15 protein-coding genes are annotated in these 22,415 nt (G+C 57.8%); 10 read left to right on the forward strand and 5 right to left on the reverse strand.

Going from position 1 to position 22,415, the window contains the following annotated elements; all coding sequences use genetic code 11:
- Positions 1-803 precede the first annotated feature (803 nt).
- Positions 804-1,289, reverse strand: coding sequence for a multicopper oxidase domain-containing protein (locus XI09_RS15225; RefSeq protein WP_271567541.1), 486 nt, complete (start codon positions 1,287-1,289; stop codon positions 804-806).
- A gap of 1,101 nt (positions 1,290-2,390) precedes the next feature.
- A complete protein-coding gene (locus XI09_RS15230) occupies positions 2,391-3,908 on the reverse strand; it encodes an alkaline phosphatase family protein (RefSeq protein ID WP_271567542.1) in 1,518 nt (505 codons plus the stop codon).
- A 269-nt stretch (positions 3,909-4,177) separates the two neighbouring features.
- On the opposite strand from XI09_RS15230, the gene XI09_RS15235 reads away from it, so the two are divergent.
- The 5 genes from XI09_RS15235 (at position 4,178) to XI09_RS15255 (ending at position 9,895) form a co-directional block, all read left to right on the forward strand.
- Entirely contained in the window at positions 4,178-5,707 is a 1,530-nt protein-coding gene (locus XI09_RS15235; RefSeq protein WP_271567543.1) for an FAD-binding oxidoreductase, read from the forward strand.
- 21 nt (positions 5,708-5,728) lie between these two features.
- Positions 5,729-6,793 carry an FAD-dependent oxidoreductase gene (locus tag XI09_RS15240; RefSeq protein ID WP_271567544.1) on the forward strand — a complete coding sequence of 355 codons (1,065 nt, stop codon included), beginning with the start codon at positions 5,729-5,731 and terminating at the stop codon, positions 6,791-6,793.
- Positions 6,794-6,804: 11 nt separating this feature from the next.
- The gene (locus tag XI09_RS15245; protein WP_271567545.1) at positions 6,805-8,499 is read left to right on the forward strand and encodes a thiamine pyrophosphate-dependent enzyme; all 1,695 of its coding nucleotides are present in this window, start codon (positions 6,805-6,807) and stop codon (positions 8,497-8,499) included.
- Between the two features lie 229 nt (positions 8,500-8,728).
- The gene (locus XI09_RS15250; RefSeq protein WP_271567546.1) at positions 8,729-9,685 is read left to right on the forward strand and encodes a hypothetical protein; all 957 of its coding nucleotides are present in this window, start codon (positions 8,729-8,731) and stop codon (positions 9,683-9,685) included.
- A gap of 45 nt (positions 9,686-9,730) precedes the next feature.
- On the forward strand, positions 9,731-9,895 hold the full coding sequence (locus tag XI09_RS15255; protein ID WP_271567547.1) for a hypothetical protein: 165 nt from the start codon (positions 9,731-9,733) through the stop codon (positions 9,893-9,895).
- A gap of 1,404 nt (positions 9,896-11,299) precedes the next feature.
- On the opposite strand, the gene XI09_RS15260 is transcribed toward XI09_RS15255, so the two are convergent.
- Positions 11,300-11,929, reverse strand: coding sequence for a hypothetical protein (locus XI09_RS15260; RefSeq protein WP_271567548.1), 630 nt, complete (start codon positions 11,927-11,929; stop codon positions 11,300-11,302).
- Positions 11,930-12,270: 341 nt separating this feature from the next.
- Between XI09_RS15260 and XI09_RS15265 the strand changes: the two genes are divergently transcribed.
- Positions 12,271-12,441, forward strand: a complete 171-nt coding sequence (locus XI09_RS15265) for a hypothetical protein (protein ID WP_271567549.1) — start codon at positions 12,271-12,273, stop codon at positions 12,439-12,441.
- A gap of 576 nt (positions 12,442-13,017) precedes the next feature.
- On the opposite strand, the gene XI09_RS15270 is transcribed toward XI09_RS15265, so the two are convergent.
- Positions 13,018-13,269 (reverse strand): BBE domain-containing protein, encoded by a 252-nt coding sequence (locus tag XI09_RS15270; protein ID WP_271567550.1) that lies wholly within the window; start codon positions 13,267-13,269, stop codon positions 13,018-13,020.
- Positions 13,270-14,071: 802 nt separating this feature from the next.
- Here XI09_RS15270 and XI09_RS15275 point away from each other — a divergent pair.
- The 4 genes from XI09_RS15275 to XI09_RS15290 all read left to right on the forward strand — a co-directional run bounded on the left by XI09_RS15275 (position 14,072) and on the right by XI09_RS15290 (position 21,961).
- Complete coding sequence (locus XI09_RS15275) at positions 14,072-15,733, forward strand: CBASS cGAMP-activated phospholipase (RefSeq protein WP_271567551.1); 1,662 nt, start codon at positions 14,072-14,074, stop codon at positions 15,731-15,733.
- A gap of 243 nt (positions 15,734-15,976) precedes the next feature.
- Positions 15,977-19,075 carry a TIR domain-containing protein gene (locus XI09_RS15280; RefSeq protein ID WP_271567552.1) on the forward strand — a complete coding sequence of 1,033 codons (3,099 nt, stop codon included), beginning with the start codon at positions 15,977-15,979 and terminating at the stop codon, positions 19,073-19,075.
- A 312-nt stretch (positions 19,076-19,387) separates the two neighbouring features.
- Positions 19,388-21,517, forward strand: coding sequence for a GMC oxidoreductase (locus tag XI09_RS15285; RefSeq protein ID WP_271567553.1), 2,130 nt, complete (start codon positions 19,388-19,390; stop codon positions 21,515-21,517).
- Positions 21,518-21,598: 81 nt separating this feature from the next.
- The gene (locus tag XI09_RS15290; RefSeq protein ID WP_271567554.1) at positions 21,599-21,961 is read left to right on the forward strand and encodes a hypothetical protein; all 363 of its coding nucleotides are present in this window, start codon (positions 21,599-21,601) and stop codon (positions 21,959-21,961) included.
- A 70-nt stretch (positions 21,962-22,031) separates the two neighbouring features.
- Here XI09_RS15290 and XI09_RS15295 read toward each other — a convergent pair.
- Positions 22,032-22,415, reverse strand: a 384-nt coding sequence (locus tag XI09_RS15295; protein WP_271567555.1) for a hypothetical protein, incomplete at its 5' end; no start/stop codon positions are given.

Genomic DNA, 22,415 nt, shown 5'->3' on the forward strand with positions numbered 1-22,415 from the left:
CTTCCTCTGGATGAGGATCTAACTTTCGAAGCTGGACCCGACAACTCACGGCTCCTCTTCATGCCGCCGTTCGACGATTTGTCGTTCGGCACCCGATAACCACAATCTGGGCCCCTCGATGGACGTCCGCGAGGGGCGTATTCCACACGGCCGTTCGCGACCTTACCGCTGGAGTTATCCATGGTCCATCACTGCGTCTACTGCGGCACAAGGGTCCGAGCCAAAGTTCGACAACGAGCACGTCTCCTCCCGCGCGCTCTGTGGTACCGGGAAACAACTGCGCTGATGAATTGCGTCTGCAAGACATGCAACGGCCGCTTCTCAAAGTTCGAGTCCGAGATGCTTACATCAGCGGCCGAGACGGCGACTCGCGGATTTTCCGGTTCCCTAGGTCGCAGCGCCCTTAACGCAAACAATGCGCGGATCGGGCCGTAGACGCCCAAAAACGCCTTCACCGAATGGGAAATTACGCCCTAATCCCTAGCGCAGCCACCAATGGCGACGGATCCTGCAGGCGCGCCTCCATGTCTTCACCTTCTGATACTTGTTCCTGTTTTCAGGATCTGAGCGGAAGCCTCGCGCCCAAGCGATGGGGATCACGTCGATCGGGCGACCGCCGGCGATCCGCTCGACCATCCAACTTCCGCGATGGGTAAATTTGAGTTCGAAGCATCGGCCTTCTTGCGAAGCCGTATGCTACATCGTTCCGGCGAACGCCGCGATCCGACGCAGCTCACCGATGGGAGACCGGATGGATTTTGACGACCTGGTGTGTCCGAATCTATACGAGCGAGTAAATATGATTAGCGGGGCAATACTTCGATGGCGGCCATCATGCCCTTGTCCTCGTGTTCGAGGATGTGACAATGCAGCACGAACCGCCCACCGACCTGATTTGCCGTGAATTGGATCCGAATGCGGATCGAGCCCCCAATGGGTACTGGATAGTTATCGACAAGCCGCTTGGCGGCGGCTCCCCCTCGTGGCGGCGAGATGCGTCCAGTCGGACCGTCCACGGCAACGACTTCGAACTTCGACTGATGGACGTGGAAGTTGTGGTTCTCTTGATTGTCCTGGAACGGCTTGTTGACGACGTTCCAAATTTCCGACGTCCCCGCGTGTGCGCACAGAAGGGATGACCCCTGTTTCCCGAACTGCGCCGAATTGTCGATCGCCTTCTGAACGACGTCATTCCATTCCGACGGCGTCAGTTTGCTTCGCTTGGCCCGGGCTGTCCCTATCTTAAACTTCTCGACCCCCGTGCTTTTGTCGATGGCGAGAGCTACCACCCGCTCCCCTCCCGGGCAAAGGGGCTTGCACTCTTCAGTGGAAGCGGGTGCTCGTTCGCCATGGCCTCGTGCGCGTCGTGTCCACCCCCAGATTGCAGGACGAAGGTACGCCGATCGCCCTTCGCCTTTCCGACTTCCGACGTTGCAGCCTTTGGCGTGGACGCAGGCGCTGGATTCCAAGGCGACACGATCAGCGGCTCGAAAGCCCTAGCGACCGACGGAGCACCCGCCGTCTTGTGATGGGCGACCACACGTGATGCGGTTGGCGCCGCGGGTGCAGCCGCGAAAGTGACGGACGCGAGGTCCACCGCGGCCAAGCGTCACCGCCGGTATAGTAACCGTAGGTCTTTAGAACCGCCGCGAGCGCAGCGGACTCGTCGAACAAACCTTCGCTCGCATTGCGGTCGATGGCCACTTCGATGCGCGAACTCGGCATCATGAGGACGCGCTCCACCATGATGGCGCGATCGGCTCCCTCCTGCGCGGCGGAGATTCCGTCGCGCGCTAACAGCTGCATCGAAGCGGACGGCCGCTGTCGCGTGCCACCAGCGCAAGGTCATACGTCATGTCGGCGCTCGTATTGGCGATGCGCCAGATCTCGCGCCCACCCGCTTTGGGAGCTGCGCCCCATCGTTTACGGAAACATGCCGTACGCCGATACGACATACTGCCAGATCGCGAGCACTCCTTCTCCGAACGGCACCGCTGACGGCCACGCCGCGGCCAGTGTCGCCAGTCATGAGCTTACCGAGGCGACCACGGGTCCTTTGTTGAACGCCTAGTATTCCTCGACGGGCGCGGAGATCGGAGACTTGTGCGCCTGGGTCTTCGAGACGAATACTCGGATCTGCAAGAAGGCCAATCAAAGCTGGAGCGGCAATTTCTACGAACTCCAGCTCGAATACGACAACCATAGCACCTCGTGCGTCCAAACGGATCCCTAGACGCAAAACAAGTCCGCACCGTGACGTGCGGAATCTGAAGGCACACTCCACGTCGATGACGGGAATCGGGCGGCCGATGGCGCTACCTCGGTTGCCGTCGTCGCCGATGGATAAACTGCAATTCGCGAAGCGGATCTTCCGGCTTAGCGGGAACGGACTAACGAGAGGAATTGCGCCGACTCTTCCTCCTCTTCTTGGGCGCGCCTTTCGCTCGCATCTTTATACGATCGAGCGCCTTCTTCTTGTTCTCCACCTCTTGGAGGTATTGCTGTGCTTGTCCGCGTGTCTGAATTGTCTGCACGCGATTGAGGATCGCGTGCATCTCGGACGGCGGCGAAATCTCCATGTCCAGTCGCATCGCGACCAGCAAGAGGCCTGGCACGTTACCGTCGTTGACGGTTTCGGGAAGCTTCGGAATCCTGCGCTTTTTCGTCTTCGGGGCGGCTACTTTCGCCGGTCTGGGAAGCGTCTTCGGGCAATTCGTCCGAGGCTTGGTTAGCGAAAGAAGCGATAACACGTTGTTGGCAGCCGCGTCGCGCGCCGTAAGGGGTTGCAACCCGAATGCCGCTTCGACCGTCGCTGGAATGGACGCGTGATCGTACTTGCGGTTGTCGATTATGTTGGCGGGGATGAGCGGCGAGACGATGACGGCCGGCACCCGGACGCCGCATCGGTCAAACGTGAACCCGAACTGATTGTACTTCGAACCCGGCTGTGTATCGCCCGGCGGCACCGCACGTTGAGGCTGGGCGTGATCGTAGAAGCCGCCATGTTCGTCCCAAGTGACGATCAGCAGGCTGCTGTTCCAATGCGGAGAATTTCGGATCGCCTCGTAGGTTGCTTTGATGAGAGCTTCGCCTTGCATCACGCCGTCGAGTGGATGTTGCGAATTTCCGCCCTTGTAGGTGCCTCCCATGACGTCTCCGTAGTTCGGCTCGATCCACGTGTAGTGCCAGGGATAATTCGCGTTGCCGATATCCGTTGCGAAATTTCTGAAGCTATGCACGTCGGCATGGTGAATCCCCTTGAGGGCCGCCGCCAGGGGAAAATTATCGCCTGCATAGATGCGCCATCCCGTCGCGAATTTTTGGGAAAGTGCGTCGAAGATCGAGCCGTTGGGAAACCGAAATCCGGCAATCGTCTCCCAGGTCAGAATTTCGCCGGCAGTCGGGCTATGGTCCAAGCCTCCGGAGGAGGCCGCGCATGCGAAGAAGCGGTTGGGGAAGGTCGGTCCCGGCATCGAGGCGAACCAACCGTCGCACAGGGCGAAGTTCCTCGCCAGAGCGTTCAGGACGCGTAGCTGGTCCGCCTTGAAGCACCTCATGATGTCGCCGAACTTGCTGGAGGCATGCGAGGCGTAGTTGTTGACGAAGCCGCTATTGTCGATCGCCGGATAGCTGCCACCCGGTTGATAGGTCGCGCCTGGCCCGCAAAGCTGGATAAGAGTGTCGGTGAATTCGTGACCGGGATCTACCGGCATCATGGGGTCGGCGGGCTGCGTGACGGGAAAATCCTTTCCCTGAAATTTGTTGGACTCCGTCCCGCTCAGTCCATTGACCGACCTGGTCCTCCCCGAGACAGCGTCCGTTCCCGAAATTCCGGAGAAGCCCAGCATGTGATCGAAGGAGCGGTTTTCGAGCATCAGAACGAAAATATTGGAGATCGCGGTGGTCATCTGGATGTCCTCGAAATTAGGCAGCCGCGGAGCGGCGAGTCGAAATCACTTCCCGCGCGCGGGCTCGAAAGAAATTTGGCGTTCTATTTGCGCACTTCGTCGAAGGCAGGCGGCGCGCCACAATGAATATGATGGCATCACACGTTGCGCGATTGTCAACCAAAAATTGACAGCGAGGTGCGCTCCATCTTACCGTAGCAACCGTTGAATGCGGCATCGAGAAGTTCGGAAGAACAGACCGAGCGAATCGCTGCGTCGGGAAGAGCGCTTTGCCGCCGGACCTGACCGTGCGGGTAAACTTCGCATCGAGCCGGCGCGGCCGCGGCTGGTGTGCATGGGGAGGGCAGTCGTTGGAAAGTCCCTATCATTTTCCGGACATGGATCGGGCGTCGGCGCCGTCCGACGAGGCAACCGACGAACGGCCTTCGCCAGATACGTCGCCAGCGCCGATCCGTCTGCCGCCGCTGCCGACCATCCCCGGCTGCATCATGCTCCGCCCAGGAGACGCCGATTTCGCAACGCATATCGGGGTCTACAACGCGCGGACGCAGATTGCACCGGCGTTGTTTGCGATATGCGCCACGACGAACGCCATTGCCGCCGTCTTTGCGTGGGTCAAGGCGAACCATCTACCGTTCGCGGTGCGATGTGGCGGACATTCCTATGAAGGATTTTCCTGTAGCCCGGGCGTCGTCATCGACATCAAGAATCTCGGTAGCGTAACGTTCGATCGGAAGAGCATGACGGTGACGGTCGGTGCCGGCGCCTCGATCGGCGATATCCAGAAGGCGCTAAAGGGCAAAGGCGTCGCATTCGTTGCGGGCACCTGTCCTACCGTAGGAATTTCCGGTCACGTCATGGGCGGCGGGTATGGCCTGCTCGCCCGCGCCTACGGGCTTGCATGCGACAACTTGACGGCCGTCACGCTGGTCACGGCCGCGGGAACAATTGTGTCGGCAAGTAAGGACGCCGATGCCGATCTGTTTTGGGCGAGCCGTGGCGGCGGCGGCGGTTCGCTCGGCATCGCGACCGGATTTGTGTTCGCGGTGCATCCGATCTCGAACGTGACCGTCTTCGTACAACACTGGGTACTGCCGGTGGCGCGCGCGACGAGAGTCGTCGATGCCTGGCAGAAATGGGCGCCTACGGCGGATCCGGGCATCACGGCTTTGCTCAAGATCAGCCGGATCGACAGCAGCAGCGTTTCGCTACGATGCATCGGTCAGAGTATCGCGCCGCCTAAGGTGCTCGATACCAGTCTCCGGGCGCTCGAAGCGGTAGAACCGTTGAGCGGCGCGAGGACGCTGCAGACCATGTCGTTCTGGGAGGCGTATAAGTTCTTTGCCGGCACAGGCTCCGACCCTCGATATCAAAAGGAAAAGTCGGACTTCGTTCCTTCGCTTTCGCCTGCGGCCGCGACGACATTACTTGCGGCGCTCGTCGGCCAGTCGTCCAGTCAGATCGCGCTGATCTTCAACGCCTACGGTGGTGCTATCGATGGCCTCAGCGAGTCCGATACCGCCTTCCCGCATCGTCGGAGCATCAGCTTCATGATCCATTACTATTCCGGCTGGGACAGCGGCGGCGCGACGAAGCAACGTCTCTGCGCCATGTCGGCGTTCTATGCCGGGATGCGGCCGTACGTCCCGGGCAAGGCATATATCAACTACTGTGACAGCGAATTGCAGAACTGGCCGACCGCCTACTGGGGCCCGAACCTTGGCCGCCTCAAGGCCGTGAAGCGCACCCTCGATCCCGGGAACGTCTTCCGCTTTCCGCAAAGCATACCGTTGGTCTAGCCTATTCGATTTGAGTATTGTTTGGAGCGATCAATGAAAACCAGTCCAAACTTGGTCCTTCCGTCGCCCGACTTCACCTGCAATCCTCCGGGGTGCGTCTTCAAGGCAGGAGTTCGGCCGTTTCGGCGGAATACCTATAGGCTGGAAATTCAGGCCTTCGGACCAAAACACGTCGTGCACAACTACGGCCACGGCGGCGCCGGCATCACGATGAGTTGGGGATGCGCCGACGCCGTCGTCAAGCTCGTTCGAACGCTCGTCCCGAACGGCACTCGCGCGCGGATTGCGGTCATGGGCGCGGGTGTCATGGGCCTCACGGCCGCGACGCTGCTTGCTCCGGACCACGACGTGGCGATCTATGCCGATCGCGCGACGGGCACGACTTCCGACGTCGCCGGCGGACAATGGGCCCCGTCCGTGGTCAAATACGACGCAAAAAATGCGAAAGCTAAGCAGCAATTCGAGGATATCCTCCGGACCGCGTACACCATGCACCAGTCTCGGGGACCAAGCTTCGGCGTTTCGTCGCGCGTCAACTACACGAAGGTCGAGAGCGATACCTTCGGAAAGATACCCAGCGATGTAGTCCCGCCTCCCGACAAGCTAAATCACCTTCCTTTCCAGCACCTGACTTCGCCCGGCTTCGGCTACCACACCCTGTTGGTCGAGCCGCCGGTCCTGCTGAAGCGCTTGAGAGACGACCTCGCGGCGGCGAACATCGTTCCGCAACACAAGGTCTTCCGGTCGGTCCAGGACGTGATCAGCCTGAACGAAACGATCATCGTCAATTGTACTGGATTGGGCTCGGGCAAGCTGTTCAATGACCCGGACGTCATTCCGATCACGGGCCAGCTCGTGTGGTTGCCGGCTCAGGCCGGGCTCGAATGGCTGTACAGTACGGGTCAGACCTACGTCTTTCCACGTTCCGACCATGTCGTCGTCGGTGGCTCCTACGAATGCAAGGTCGACGACGAAAATCCCGATCCCGTGAAATGCGCTCACATCCTGAAGATGGCGCGCGACGTCTTTGCGGGCCGCTCCTTCGCTACCGCCGACGCGAGACCCTGGTTGATGCGCAACAAGTAGGAGATTGCGCGATGGCATTCAAAATCTCGGACTACGTCATCGAACGGCTGAAGGAGCAAGGCGTCGATACGCTGTTCGGCGTGCCGTCCTTCTACAATGCCGCACTCTATTACTCCGCCGAAAGGGCGGCTGGCTTTTCGACCATCGTCACGAGCAGCGATCTCGAAGCGGGTTATGCCGCCGACGGATATGCCCGGGTACGCGGCCTGTCGGTGGTCGCCGTTTCATACGGTCCGGGAACGCTCAGTCTCGCCAACGCCGGGGCATACGTGGAGCGCAGCCCGGTGTTCATCGTCAACGGCGGTCCTTCGGACAAGAACATCGGCGACCAGACGAGCACCGGCGTGTTGTACTCGCACTCGATAGGGCGGCCGCATACCGACCTGGAAGTCCTTCAGCCGTTGACGGCCTTCTGCGAGCGTGCCACGGACCCGGCGCTGATCCCCGGAAAGGTCGACCAAGCCATCCGCACCGCGATCGTACGCAAGCACCCGGTTTACCTCGAAATCCCGCAGATCATGCTGGGCGCGAACACGTCTCGACCTACTGCGCCCCTCGATCTCTCTATCCCCGCGGGAGCCGCAGCGAAAACCGCGAGCGCTATTCTGAAGGCGATCAAGGCCGCCAAGGCTCCCGTTCTGATCGTCGGCGTCGAGGTGCAGCGCTATGGCCTCGCCGCCGGGATGCTGTCGATCATCAATAAGCTGAAGATCCCGTGGGCCACCACCTTGCTTGCTCGAACGACGTTGTCCGAGCAGCACACGAAATTTCTCGGCGTCTTCAACGGTGAGAAGGCCCCGCAGACTCTGAAGGCGGCCATCAGCGGAGCCGATCTCGTCGTTTCGCTGGGAGCAGTGTTCGGCTCCGGTCACGCGACCATAATGGTTCCGCAGTCAACGAAGACGATCCGGGTTTGGGACGGCAGCGTCGTGACCTTCAACGGCGCGCCTGAACGGCTGAGCTTCCCCGAATTGATCGCTCAGCTCGACCGCAATGCCGTCGTCGAAAGCGACAAGCCGTTGCCTGCTTTGCCGCCATACCGGGTGCACGAACTCGGAGAGGCCGCCTGGGATGGTGACCGGGACGCGGCCTTGCCGCCGACCGGCCGGACCTCGGCGACAGTCGCGACGGCCGTCGCGCCAGGGATGAGCTACGACGAGTTATTCCAAGTCATTGAGCAGAGCGTGGCGCCCGATCCCGGGTTGATCATGGTCGCTGACACATTCCTCGGCATCTACCCCTCCGCGCGCATCCGCATGCCGGTGCAGAACAGCTTCCTGGCGAGCGCGATTTGGGCTTCGATCGGACATTCGGTAGCCGCGGCGGTCGGCGTTGCCGCAGCGAAGGCGAAGCGCCCGGTCGTGATCTGCGGTGATGGCGGCTTTCAGATGACCGCTCAGTCGCTGTCGACGATGGCACGTTATGCGCTCGACGCGATCGTGGTGGTCGTCGACAATGGTCTTTACGGTTATGAGCAGTATCTGCTCGACCCTGGCTATTATTCCGGCGCCTCGGCGCCGTTGCCGATCTCCGTCATTGGACGTTGGGACTACCTTGGTTTAGCGCGCGCATTGCGTATCGCTCAGGTTGCCGTCGCCACTACCGCGGCCGAGCTGAGCACCGCAGTCGCTACCGCGAGGGCACAAAACGGGCCGGCACTCATTCAGGCCATAGTCCCGTCTCGATCCCTTCCGGCGGGGTTGTAGCCTTCGCTTTTAATCTTGGCTCGACACGCGAAGGCCGGCGCATCGCCGCAGTAGGGGCGTAAAAGCGAACTCGCGCCGGGCGCGACTGCCAAAGACGCTTATTTTCTCGAAGCTTGGCTTCAACGAGCGACGAGGCCAGCGTCGTCGTCGCTCGAGGCTTTCAACGTGTGGGCCGCTCCGTCGCGGGCATTGACAACCGATCGAATGACAAGCAACCTTTGGTTTATTTTTGGAGAGCGGCATGTTCTCGAAAAGCTTTAGTTCCGAAACCATTCGCTGGCATGACGGCGATACCACCAAGCCGAATCCCTTCTTCATTCTCGTGGTCAACAATATCGCACTGGAGCGGCCGTTGGGGTCCAACGTCTTCGTCGACGATTTCGCGGCCGGCGACCCTGCGTCCCGCAAGCAGTTTACAGATTGCGTCGAATACATCGGCGAGAATCTGTTCGGCAGGGTGCCGGGGCAGATGGAGAAGGTGCTTTCGGCATCTCCTTTCGTCGCTAAGATCAGATTTTGGTCGATGTACGTCTACGGACTCGTGTCGAACGGCGCGACCGCTCTCGCTGGAGAAGACGGCGTCGCGGGAAGTACGATCGTCAGTCCGCGGCGGTTCGCCGTTCCGGCCTTTCTATCGTATATCGGAGTCAACCCCGACATCGTCTTCATCGTATCGCGTTCGCCCACGCATATGCGAGCGAGCGCATTCGGGACCACCGATGACGACAACCAGGGAGGAATCACCGCCTACTACGACGGCCGCGCGTTTGTCCATCGGTACTATCATCTCATACCGGGAATGGCCGCGATCAACGTTCAGAAGGCGCCGAGCGACAACGCGATGACGCCAGCTCACGAATTCGGCCATGCCTTCTCAAGCTACACGAACGGCTTCGTGACCGACCTCTACGTCGACGGCGACGTCCAGTTCAACCGCAAGGTCGGCCGCCCCGTTCCGGATGCGTTTACGAACTACAATGGGGCGAACTACGCTTCGGACAAGGCTCGCGACTCCCTCGGCTATCCGGCGAACTGGACTTCCTATCATTCGGAGCTTGCCGATCCGGCGTCGCCCGCGCTCATGGATAACTTCTGGTACGCCAAAGGCGGTCCTCTCAATTCTCGCCATGATCGCTTGACAAGGAATTATCTCGTGGATCGGATCCTGGCGAAGGTCTCACGATAGGAGGTCGAAATCATAGCCCCGTTGAAACCTGAAGAGCGCGCCAGAATGCTCGCGCGCGGTACGGCGGAGGAAGTGGAGGAGTTCGAACGGCTCCTGTCGGAGCGGTTCGAAACGGACCCTTCGAGGCCCAGGACCGACGCCGAGCTTGCCGAGGACGCCGCTAAAGCGGAACGACTGCGGATTCTCGGAGAGAAGCTTGGCGGTCCGTGACGGCTAGACCGGTTCTGTTGGGAGGCTTCATGTTCGAAAAGCTGCTCCTTGAGCTTTGCGGCGCGGTCCTCGTGTCTTGCGCACTCACGCCGGCTGAATCCTAGGAGTCGCAGTGATCACGGGACCCGCAAGATGAGAGGGCGGTGGGCGCTCGCAAACTTCTTTCACGGCGGAGGACACTAATGTTGAAGTTCTACACTTCAGTTCTACTTGCTACGCTGGTTTGTATCTCGCCGTCTCTAGCTAGGGGTGTGGTGATGGAAGACATAGCAGATGGGGGAGTCTATTGTGACACGCCCATTTCTGGCCTTTACGAACTGGCTAGAAAGAGATGCACGGGGAAGACTTCTTGCAGGATAAGTGCGACAATGGTCGCAACAAGACAGGAGTTAGTTCAGAATCGGTGTACCGGATTTTTCGTCGCGCCAGTCTGTCGTGGAACGCCGGTCAATATCGAAAGCCGCTATGACGTGTTCAAGACATTGCTAGTCTCGTGCAAGAGGTGAAGTGTTGGGCGGGCGTAGCGCACGGCCACCGCCGCGGGCGTCTTAGTCGCCTCTGGCTGTGACCCCGCTCCCAGTGCTCGTCTCGACCCGCGATTGATAATGCGCTCACCATTATCATCAGTAGAAATTCATCGAAGTGGCGCAATATCATTGCCTTGCCGAAAATGGGCCGAGCGTCGACCGCTAACAGTTCAATCCACAGTGGGCGCTGCCGGATTTAGATTTCTAGTTGAACCCGGTCTTGGGTTTCAGACGGAGGAGATTTCGAAGATGGGCTATGTAGCCCCCAGCTTCCGACGATCCGTTCCATTCAATTTGATTTACGTACTATGATGAATTTATCTGGAGCGGTGGAGCGGGAAACACGACCGCTTCAGGCATTCGTAAGAGCCTCACGATCATGCTCGTTTCAAAATGGATTGTTTTATTCGTATTGGTGACTGGCTTTTCTACGCGCCTTGACGCGGCCTCCAGAAGTGCCCCGATCGAAGTAAACGGCTGTGTGATCGCCAAAAGCAACGGTGCATCTTGCTAATCTCTGGGAACGACGAGTACGATGTCTCTTCCGCAAGACCAAGAATAGATCCAAATCAGCATTTGGGCGTGGTTCTTACTGGTGAGCGGGCAATTACTGGTAGTTGCAAGCGAGCGGTCCCCCTTACGAAGATCAAGTGGTCATACACTAAGCAACTATGCCCGTGATTAACATTTGCCGCCGACCAGGACGATCCGGGGAGGCCTTCGAGTCGGACGTGTCCCCACGAATCGGCCGTACGCCTGCACTAGCGAACCGAGTAGGGCTTGTAGGTAAAGTCCGGCGTCGGCTCGTTTCTTGGACCCGACATCTAACCTCCGCACACAATCTTCGGCACCGAGGCTCAACGACTACCCGGCCACATTACGGACAGCACTGTCGGTACTTTCCACCTTCAAAGGCCGCATCATAATAGTAGTCACGATCTTCGTACGAAAACAGACCGTAGAATCCTTCGCACATGAAAATGCCGTCTGTCTTGGTAAGGCGATTTCGCAGTTGTGCGACCCCCAAATCCTTAAATTGCCCTCCCGCTGCCTTGCGAAAAATATACGCAGACTTGTCGTTTTCCGCAGGCCTCTTTGTCATCAGCCAAAGGATGTCATTCTTGCTTACGTCTTTGGCAAAAAGCCGTTCTCGCGCCAAACGAGCCCCTCTCTTGTCTGACTCGGTATATCGCCCATTGCTTCCCGAAATCAGATCATCCAGCGCTTTCTTTTCCAGCGATGAAGCGTCCCTGTAGCTATAGTGAAAATTAACTACCCGAGATCGATTGCGTACCGCGTCGTTGTGGGTGCTTCTCGACAAAGTGGAATAATCGCACGAATTATTTCCAGCAGCAAACACTGTGGCCGGACAAACGGCAGCCAGAATCATGATGCTGACGGCCAAACACCGATCGACTAATTGTCGTTTCATTGCCTCAGATCCTCCTCCACAATCGTCAAATTCCCGCCGATAGCTTGCTTTAACTAGGCGTGCTGCAAAGGCCATCGGAACCACAGTAGAAATCGACGTAGCTCGTTCCCAGCCTGTACACTCTGAACGCCTTGTATCCCCCAAACGATACTGAAAGCAGCCTCACCCGCGTCGCTTCCGTTGCAATCATTGTCAAGTTGCCATTCGCCCTTCCCTGCATGAGGATCATTGGGCAGAGCGAAAGTTCGCACAGCTCCTTGTGTACGATTCGTACGAATAGTTCGCGCTCGCTGGAATGCCCGATGTTTTTCGCGGCTGCGGTAATCCGCACGTTTCGTCGCTGATCCGGAGACAAACGACTTAGGACGTCACGCACATCGATGTTCGCTCCGATTTCCGCGGCGTAGCGCTGAGCTGTGGCGGCGGACCATCTGATCGTTTCCGTCGGTACGGGCCGGGCAGCCGCGGGGCTGGGGCAAATCTCCAAAATCAAAGCAAAAGAAAAAGCTAAACTGGCAATCGACAACCCGATTATTCTCAAGAAGAAATCTCCTGCTCGTTGCGCTTTGAAATACAAAATATTGTGAAATGATATCTAATATGATGAATTAGTCAACTTGGCGTTGTGCGGTTCGTAGAAGGGCGCCAGATGTGCACAATCGGATTGCGAGTATCGAGATCTCCTATTTGTTTTATCAGAGCGCAGGGCGTTGAATGATGTTCAGGTTGCGATCGATAATCCGTGCGCGGGCTGGAATGAAGGTGCTCTTGGTTGGAAGCGCGCTCGTGGCGACGGCCGTTCCAGCAAACGCCTATAGCTGCCAGAACGAGACTCTGGAGGTTACGTGCGATGCTTCCAAATGTGAAGCTTCAGGTGGGTTTACGCCGATGCGCTTGTCGCTGGACAGTCGTGGACGTCGCCTTTCGCTTTGTGCCTACTCGGGTTGTTTCGAGGGCAGGCCAACGAAGATTTCGGAGACCAGTCGATATCTGCACGTCTCGGGATCATTTCGATTTTCAGGGATGCCTCGCGATTCCTGGGACATCGCGGTTACGGTAGATAAGCAGAAAGGTTACGCCGTCATGATGGGCGGCGGGTTCGTCAATCCGATGATTTGTGCAAGGTAGGGGCGAACGGTTTCAAAATGGGCGTCAGCTTCGCCTCAGGTCGGCCTTACGCTCTGTGGAAATCGGAACAGGTTGGCGGGATCGATCTGGCGCTTGATCGCCTTCAACGGCAGAAGGTTAGGACCCCAATAGGACTGCTCGAAATTTGCTAGGTCGAGGTCGCAATAGTTGATGTAGGCGCCGCCGGGGACATGTCGACGCATCGCATTGAAAACGGCTGCCATCCTGCCAACGCGGATCGCGGTATCGCTCGCCGCCTGCCATTGTGAATAGTAGTGAGTACTCAAGACTATGCCTTTCCTGTGCGGAAACGCAGTTGCGTTATTGGCGGTGTTGTTGATCGCGCCTCCATAGGCGTCGATAATCGCGATGACGTGGCCGGCAGGAATCTGGGAGAATTGCTTTGGTCTGAACCCGCTGGTTACGGTTATGGCAAATGCGCTCAGGGTCGGAACCTGGATCGTGGATCAATCCAAGAGCGGTAATGAGCTCAATTGACTTTCCAAGGAGAATGAACGCATTAGAACAGTTCTGCTGGCCGCATTGGTCGCAGCATTTGCAAACTCGGAAGCGGCTTTGCGCAGGTAGACGCGAACTCAGGATCGGCGATGGACTCACCCCTTGCGGCGGCGCGGCAAGGCAGGGATTCGGGTGGCCGAAGGCCGCAGGCTAGGCAACCAGTTCGCATTCTGAAACGCTTGCATGAGGTCGAGAAGGTCTCGTTCGACAGGATGTCGATCCGGCAATTGACAGAAGGGTGCATGACAGCGACTGGGCCGCGCAGCGTCTGGGATAGGCCATGAAGCTCGCGGTTGTCGATGGGGTTGCCAATGCCCGGCCGCCGGTATTGAGCTGAATCTTCAAAGCAGATTGAAACAGGGCTTTATGTCCATGCTTTGAATTGGACAAGGAACTAACGAGAACGCGGCTGGCGCCGTAGCACCAGGTCGCCAAGACGAAAAATGCAGATTCTGAACAGCGGCGACAGGTAGTAACATATTTGGAAGTCCCACTCCCGATGTCTCACACAAACGCTAGTGCGAACCGCACCACCGGTCTTCGGGTGCCGGCTTCAGTGCTGACCGATCATTGGCGATCGAGGAACATATGCTCAAGCACTCGGTCGCACCGCTAAAAAGTGCGCGAATTTGGCTGTCCGGCTCGATACCGGACCAAGCCGATCCCACGAAGATGAAGGCGTTCATCTCCGGGTTTGCTGACCGGGTCTTCCGTGCCGGCGGATCAATCGTTCATGGCAGCCAACCCGCCATCTGGCCCATCCTGGTCGAGCGCGCCGCCGCCTTCCAAGCCGTCGGCGGCTCGCGCGACTGCCTGACACTGGCGGTCTCAAGCCGGTACACCAGACATAGCGCGCAAAGGATCCCTCTGGACGAATGGCGTCAGCATGCCGTTGTACAGGAAGTGCCGGCCACTGACGAGATTGAGCGGCAGAGCCTTGATCGGCTTCGCAGCTGGATGGCTGATCGCAGTGACGCGGTGGTTCTCGTAGGCGGCAACTGGTGGGACGAACACGCCGGACGCGCTGGTGTCCCAATCGAATTTGAGCTGGCCCGAGAGCGCGGCCTGCCATCCTTCCTGCTTGCAGGCTTTGGAGGCGCGGTGGCCGGCTATCTCGATGCCAGTCCGGAAATTCTCGACTCGCTGAAGAACGGCCTCGACGAGACCACGAACCGCGAAATAGCTATAGATCGGGACCCGGACCGAATGGTCGATGTGGTGCTCGCGCAGCTCTTGCGGCTGCCTCTGGTCCGCGGCGAGCCGGCGGGAGGCGCCAGTTTCAGGATACTTGCGCTGGACGGGGGTGGCATTAAAGGTACATTTACAGCAGCAGCACTTGCTGAGTGGGAGCGCTTGACGCATGCCCGAATTGCCGATCATTTCGATCTAGTCGCCGGGACGTCAACAGGGGGTATCCTTGCTCTTGGGCTCGGTATGGGTCTTGAGGCGCGCGATATTCTCTCCTTCTACGAGACTCGGGGCGCAGTCGTATTCCCGCTGACGAGCCTGCGGCGAAAGGCGCGCTACTGGATGCGCTCACTCTTCCAGCCCAAATTTCCGCAAGAAGTGCTCCGCCAAGAGTTGAAGATGGCCTTTGCTCAGGCACCGCGGAGAACAATGCACGAGTCGATTTGTCGACTCGTCATACCGGCGTGTCATGCGCGAACGGGCGCTATTCACCTATTTCGGACCAATCACCATCCCGACCTCGCAGCTGATCGCGATCGTGTAGCCGTTGATGTAGCGCTGGCGACCGCGGCCGCCCCCACGTACTTTCGCGCCGCCGAGGTCAATGGGCAATCCTATGTGGATGGTGGGGTATGGGCAAACAATCCGGTCATGGCTGCGATCGTCGAGGCGGTGTCGCGCTTGCGCATCCCTCTCAATCACGTGGACATCCTCAGCGTCGGAACGACATCCGAGCCTTATTCCGGCCGGCATACGTTGAGGTCTGGTCTCGCTGGGTGGGCCTGGCAAGGCCGCATTATCACTCTCCTAATGCATGCGCAGCAGCAAGCTACGTCCGAGCTCGCTGGGACTCTTGCGGGTCGTGCGCGCCTACTTCGCGTCGATCAGACGCTCGTGCCTGGCGAAGTCAGTCTCGACAAAGTTGCAAGCATTTCCGACCTGCGCGACTATGGCCGAGAAGCGGCTGGACATCCCGATATTGTCGCCCAGATCCGAGCACGCTTCGTCAACGGCGTTCCGGCGAACCGCTGGGACGGCTTTTGATGGGTGGACCATTGCGATTTCAAGTGCGGTCGAATGCGCCCTGGGTGCGCGGATGCGTGAACGTCCAGAAACGGGCCGCGGAGTGTGCCAAATAGTTTCTCCCCAAAGGAGGCCGATCTGGAGGCGGTATATCGGCGTGCCGCTTCGCATGAAGTCGAATCGTCCAGACCGTCAACGTGACTATGCTTCTTGTTGGACCTTGCCAATGGACAGAACCAGGTTGTCTGCGGACGGGAGGAAGCGGTGAACCCTGCCCCGCCTAAAGGCTTTGTCTTTGACGGCTTCGTCAGTTACTCCACTGACCCTGATTCATCGCTGGTCGGATTGGTTGAAGGGATAATTGAGGGCTTTCACCGCCGACCGGGCATCGCACGTGATCTCGTCAAAGAGCTCTCTCTCTGTGTTGATGGAAGCGACTTTATCTATAAGCCGCAATTGCCGAATGTGTCGACGACAGAGGTGATAGGAGACGTTATTAAGGAAAATTTGCGGGCCTCTCGCTGCCTTGTTGTGTTTGGAGGGCCCTCGACGCGAAATCATACTTGGATTAACCAAGAAATTCGATGGTGGCGCGAGGATCGCCCCAACGCCCCCGTTTACTTTGCACTCACCCACGGATGTGATCCCGATTTAACCTCGTCGCGAAACGTACCTCTCGCATTGCAGGCTCCCCACAAGCCAGCAGAGTTCAGCTTTGATCTGCGAGGCTACTATCGCCTTTCCCTGTTCGAGCGAATCCCAGCGGACGTGTTGCTCTTCACGCGCGCAATGCGCCGACGACTATCAACTTTGTCCTCTAGGAAAAGCCTACCGGATGCATCGGTACACAATCGGTCTTCAACCGGGCCAACTCCGAGCGACCAAGACGATGCTCCAGAAAGGTCCAGAGCTTGGAAAAGCGTCGGGAGATTCCACAGAGAGGTGGCACGGTTGGCTGCCCAGCTTGTCCACGCCGCAACGGGACAGCCGCGCCCCTTATCCGAGCTTCAGGCGACTTATGTTGAGGTCGAGCGGCGCGCGCAAAGGCGAGCGCGCGTTTGGACTGCAGCAGGCTTCGGCGCGATCTTTGCAGTTGGTGTGACGGGCTATGTGGTGAATGATCGCACTCAACGAATTAGAACCGTAGCGGCACTCGCAAGTGACGCTAGGACTGCGGTGGAGCAGGGCGACTATGAGCGTGCAATCGACCTTACGCTCAAGGGCTTGCCTGTACGCGGGGAGGTGCCGTGGGCCTTGGGTTGGTCCGATACGCGCATTAGCTCGTTACAGGCTATCCTTGCCGGTTCCGCACAGATGTCCGCCCTGGTAGGAATCGTAGATGAGCGGGCAACCGATCCTGACGCGCGATTGACGAGTGTTGCCATCAACGCTGATGGCAGCCGATTGGTCGTGGCGTCGGAAGCTGGAAGCAGCGATATATATGCGCTACCCAGCCTTCAGCGCAGTGCAGTCTGTAAGCAGAATGAGGCGATACCGATAGCGGCGCATATTCCTGTTCCAGGGGGCACACGTTGGGTGAGGGACTCTCAGTTTGGCGGAGATAACGTCCTCAGTGTCGGCCCGAGTGGGCATATTTGGGTTTGGGATGCTCAAAGCCGCGATTGCGCCAGCAGAGTGCTCCTGCGGCCACACACGCAGGATGCCAGAAGCGGCGTATTTAGCCCGGATCCAAGTCATCAGTTCGTGCTGACCACTTCGGATGATGGGAGGCTGATGCTCACAGATTGGAGAACGGGGACGGTGACTCCGATCGCTCTTCCGGAGCCACGCTGGCCATGGGCTTACACCACGAGTGCGGCGTTCGACGAAAGCGGTCAGTCCATCGTGGTAGCGCGGTCCGACGGACTAGTCGCCGTGCTCGACATCTCAACCAAGAAATGGACAAGTCTCCAAACCGGCGGGGCTCATGTTAATAGCGTCAGATTCAGCCGCGACGCCTCTCGTATCGTTGCCGCCTCTTGGGACGGGCGAACACAAATATGGGATCGTGGACCTTCACGGCTCACCTCAAGCAAAGAGGTGAAGGTACCTGCGCCAGCCTGGGAGCGGCGATCGTGGTCGGAAGCGCTTGTTCTTCCCCTTGCGCAGCAAGATCGAGAAGTGAACGACGCGATATTTAGCCCCGATGGCCGATTTATTGCAACGGCCGGGGCCGATGGGACCGCGCGGATTTGGAGCGTCCAGGACCTAACGCAGCGTTTTGTTTTTCGTGGGCACAAGGAGAGCGTCACGAGGGTTGAGTTTACGCCCGATGGCCGCGCCATTGTTTCTGCCTCCGCTGACGGCACGGCGCGCATCTGGGACGCAAACGTAGCCCCACCAAGCGCGCAGACCCATAGCGCTGAGGTCTCGATAGCTGTTCGGAGTCACGATGGTTCACGGCTCCTCACGAGCTCACGTTACGACAGACAGACCTTCGTCTGGTCTGTAGACAATCTCGGCCACTTAGTACGCGTCGATGAAATTAAAGCGGACCAAGAAGTTGCTCACGCGGATTTTGGGCGTTCTGCAGACGAGGTATTTCTTGCGCTCAAGGGTGGGAAGATCATTCGCTACGTTGTGAGCACGCGAGAAAGTGTGCTCCTTTGCCCCGGAGGTGGCCCGGAAATCTCTTCCATCGCCTCAAACAAGAGCGGGACCCAAGTCGCGGTGGCCTTCACGGCTCCTCATACGGGCGCCACCGCCTTCGTACTGGAACTCGCCAACCGCGGCCGAACCGTCCTGAAGGGGGTTCCACCCGATGCGCGAGCCGCCTTCACTCTCGATGACGAGCGGATAATAGTAATCTCAAAGACCGGCATCAGCGGATTATGGGATGTGCGCACAGGCGAGCTGGCATCCCGACTTCACGGAACCCCTGGTGACGTGCGGGATATTGCATTTACTCGCGACGGGACACGAGCGGTCACAGTCGGTACGGATTATCAAGCTAGAATTTGGGACTTGCAGAGCGGAACAGAAGTCCTTTCTCCTTTTCCACATCAAGGGGACGTCTACTCTGCGAATTTCAGCGCCGACGGAAATAGGCTTGTCACCGCTTCTGGCGATCGAAATATTCGAGTGTGGGACGCGTTGCGCGGGAATTTAATATTGAAGCAGCCGCTTGCAAGCGCTGGGATAGCGGCCCTACTGACCTCCGATGATAGCAAACTAATTGCGGTCACCGAGGACGGTCTCGTGAGGACGTTCGACATTTCTTGGACGGCGCTGAGAGGGACCGAACTCGCGCGACGAGTTTGTGATGAAAAGGTTCGCGTCAAGCGTGATGACGTGTCTGGTGCAGGACAGCGAAGGATTGAGGGTGAGGCTTGTTCCCGGGATTTTCTTGAGCTGGACAGATAGCTGAGCGCGACAGTGAGTCGTCCACGCAAAATCCACGTGTAAATCAACCTTCGCACATTCCGTGCGCCAAACGCATGAGGTACTCGGATCTGGCTACACGACGCTACGCGCGCGATCACGCGCAGGCAGTAGCTCCGCTGGAATGCCACGCAGATCACGTGAGTTTCCAAAGATCTGGAGGGAGCACACTATAGAGCCCCAAATATGCGGCGCAACCTCGGTAGCGTCGAGTTGAACGGTAGACATCGGGCAACTTCCAGGATTAAACTCAAATTTATTTGCAAGTGGCAATCAATTTTCGGGAGGGGTTCAGTGTCAGAAATCAGCAGGCGAGATCTGATCGGAACTGGAGCGGTATTGGCTGTTGCAGGCTCTTCGCTCGAAGCTGCTACAAGTGCCACCGCTCAAACAGCCGCGGCCGTACCATCTACAACGAGAGCGCAGCTGCAAGACGCTTTTTTAGGAGCTCGGACTACCGATTCCTGGGCAACAATAAAGCCGCTGAGCAGTCAATTCGACGTGGTCATTATCGGAGCAGGTACTTTTGGCGGCTATTTGGCCGACAAAATATATCGGCAGTTTCCTCGAAGGATACCAGGGTCACAGAGACTAAAGGTGCTTCTGGTCGAGTGGGGCGGTTTCCTTCTAGACACTCATTATCAAAATGTCGGCGGCCAACTGACGAAGACCATTTTGGCATATCCACCAGGGAGTAAGGGTGACGACCTGAGCACCGTCCGTGAGGGATTGTGGAACACTCCTTGGATCAGCGACGTACCATTCCGTGGTCTCGCAACGTGCGTAGGTGGCCGTTCGCTTCTGTGGGCGGGATGGTCTCCCCAACTTGATGATGCAGACCTGGCTCGATGGCCGAAAGAGATTCGCCAATTCTTGAAGTCGGACCCCGATGGATACGCTTGGGTTGGTCCTGAGATTGGCGCTTCGGATACCAAAGATTATCTTTCCAAAACGAGCGCGATTTACGGTGCGGCGTCGGGTGCGCTGAAAACCAGTCTTCACAAGGTTTTGGACCCAAACTCTAAATACCAGATTTTGAAGGCTGTTGACGATGCACCTCTAGCCGTCTCGGCCGCTCCGAGGCAGTCGGGTCTATTTCCCTTCGACAAATTCAGCAGCGCGGCCTTTCTTACCAACGCCATCTGCGAAGATCGCTGGAACGCTTACTGGGATGGGAATGCGGGCGGGCAGGCGTTATCGGAGAACTCTGATCGAAGTTTGTTCTTGCTCACAAACGCTCGCGTTCAGAAGTTAGTTCGCTCTGGCGATGGCACAGCCGTAGAACGAATAGAGTTAGATGTTGCTGGGCAGGGGACGCAAACGCTGACTCTTGGACCGCAAGCCGTAGTTGTTCTTGCGAATGGTACGATCGAGTCCACCCGTATTGCAATAAACGACTTGGGGATTTCAGCTACCGGTAAGGCCACCAACCTAATGGCGCATCTTCGTAGCAATCTACTAGCTAAGATTAGCAGAAAAGCTCTTAGAAAATTCTACCCGAACTTGCCCACAATTCCTATTCCCGGCCAGACTGAGATAGCTGCCTTCTTGATCCGCGGAGAAGACAAAGAGCTAAACCGACGTTTTCACTTCCAGGTAGCTGCCGCATCACTACCCAATCAGCAAACAGACCCAAGCTACAACCTTTGGAAGATGGTCCCTGATACTGAAACAATAAATCAAATGTTGGCCAATCGGACTGATGATGTTTGGGTGTCGTTCAATCTAGTAGGCGAGATGAGCTGTGCCGCAGATGGCGGGACAAGCTTCATCGAGAAGGGGCCGATCACTGGGGGTGATCCAGTTCCGAAGGCACGGGTTTCTCTGGTACCAAATGATGTAGATCAGAAACTCTGGAAAGCTATGGAGCTTGCGGCGCTCCGTTTGGCTTGGCACATGGGGAACGGAAGCGAGAAAGATGTCACGCTGTTGCGTACCGATGGCGTTACGGTTCTCCCAAAACTCTCGGATATCGAGAAGGACTTCGACGGCACTATCGGGACAAAGCTGCGCGACCCAATTGGTGCCAGCCATCATGAGGCCGGACCTCTTCAAATGGGGCCCGATCCATCGACCACAGTGACGGACCTGAACAGCAAATTTCACCACCTTCGCAATGTCTACGTAGTTGGCCCAGCGTTGTTTCCGACTGTTGGATCGGCAAACCCGACGCTTACGGGCCTCGCACTAGCTAGACGTTTGGCAATCCATCTGAATCAAACCATTGGACAGGCTAAGTTCAAGCAGCAACAGCTTGCGATGGACGCCATTAAGTTGCCGACCGACGAGAAAAAGAGGTTGCTAGATTTGCCTCTCGCGGAGTTTTCGACTCAAAGCTCTGGCCATGCTGCATTTGCGGTATCTGAGCAGACGTTTGCCAGCCTTGCTGAGGAAGCTCGCGCGGCGGAGCTGAACAATCCATAGTTGCGGTTCGAACTGGCGTCCGATTGCTCCCAAGACCAGCCGGGCGCCCATGTATTTAGTGCATTTCTCGGAGCCACACACATGAAACCTATTCGCCCCATCCATTTGCACGACACCGGCGCAGAAGTATCTAACTTGCATAAGGGCCTCTTATTTCTTGTGCTACATCAACCCGCCATTTCCGATAGTGATCGCAAAACGCTTCAGTCGCAGCTTGCGCCCGAAGTTCGAGCACAGACCTTTGGTGCTGCGACCGCAGAACTGGTCGGGATTTGGCAGAACCAACTGAAGAATTGGCCTGATTACTTTCCTCCCCTACCGCAGGAGCTAAAAGCAAAGGTGCGTACGCTCGGCGCCTCACCGACGGGACGTGGAACGGGGGACGTTGATGAAATCACAGCGGAGGCGTTCAATTGGCTGCTTCAGAGATTCGGCGCTCTATAGCTTAAACCTAGGTAGAAGAGGAACTCGTGGCTGGCGTCGCCTACGAGCAGCATGTTTCTTGCTTGCGAAACTAATTTGACAGCAGGAACCTGTTATCGGATCGTCCTGTCGGCATAATTGTACGCAGCAGGCGGGACGGGCCCTCCTTCGTCCTTGTCCACGCTCGACGTTCCTGCGCTTGGGCCTCGCCCCAGATGGAGTCGTCTTCCAGATCGATGCGATGATCAAGGCTATTGATCGCCCTGTAGCGTCGCATCACGTCCAGCACAAAATGTACGAGTCCTACAGCATTGTCTTTCAGCGCAGGGACTGCACGCGTTATCGCCGCCACCGTGTTTCGGACGCCTCGATCATCGTATGTCACCGTCACGAGACCAAGTGATTCCAGCGAGATTCTCGTCAGGCCTTCTGTGCAGAACTCTGCAACGATCATCGAGAGTAGGCGATCCTTGGT

It is taken from the genome of Bradyrhizobium sp. CCBAU 11386, from assembly GCF_028128955.1.
In the GTDB taxonomy this organism is placed as follows: domain Bacteria; phylum Pseudomonadota; class Alphaproteobacteria; order Rhizobiales; family Xanthobacteraceae; genus Bradyrhizobium.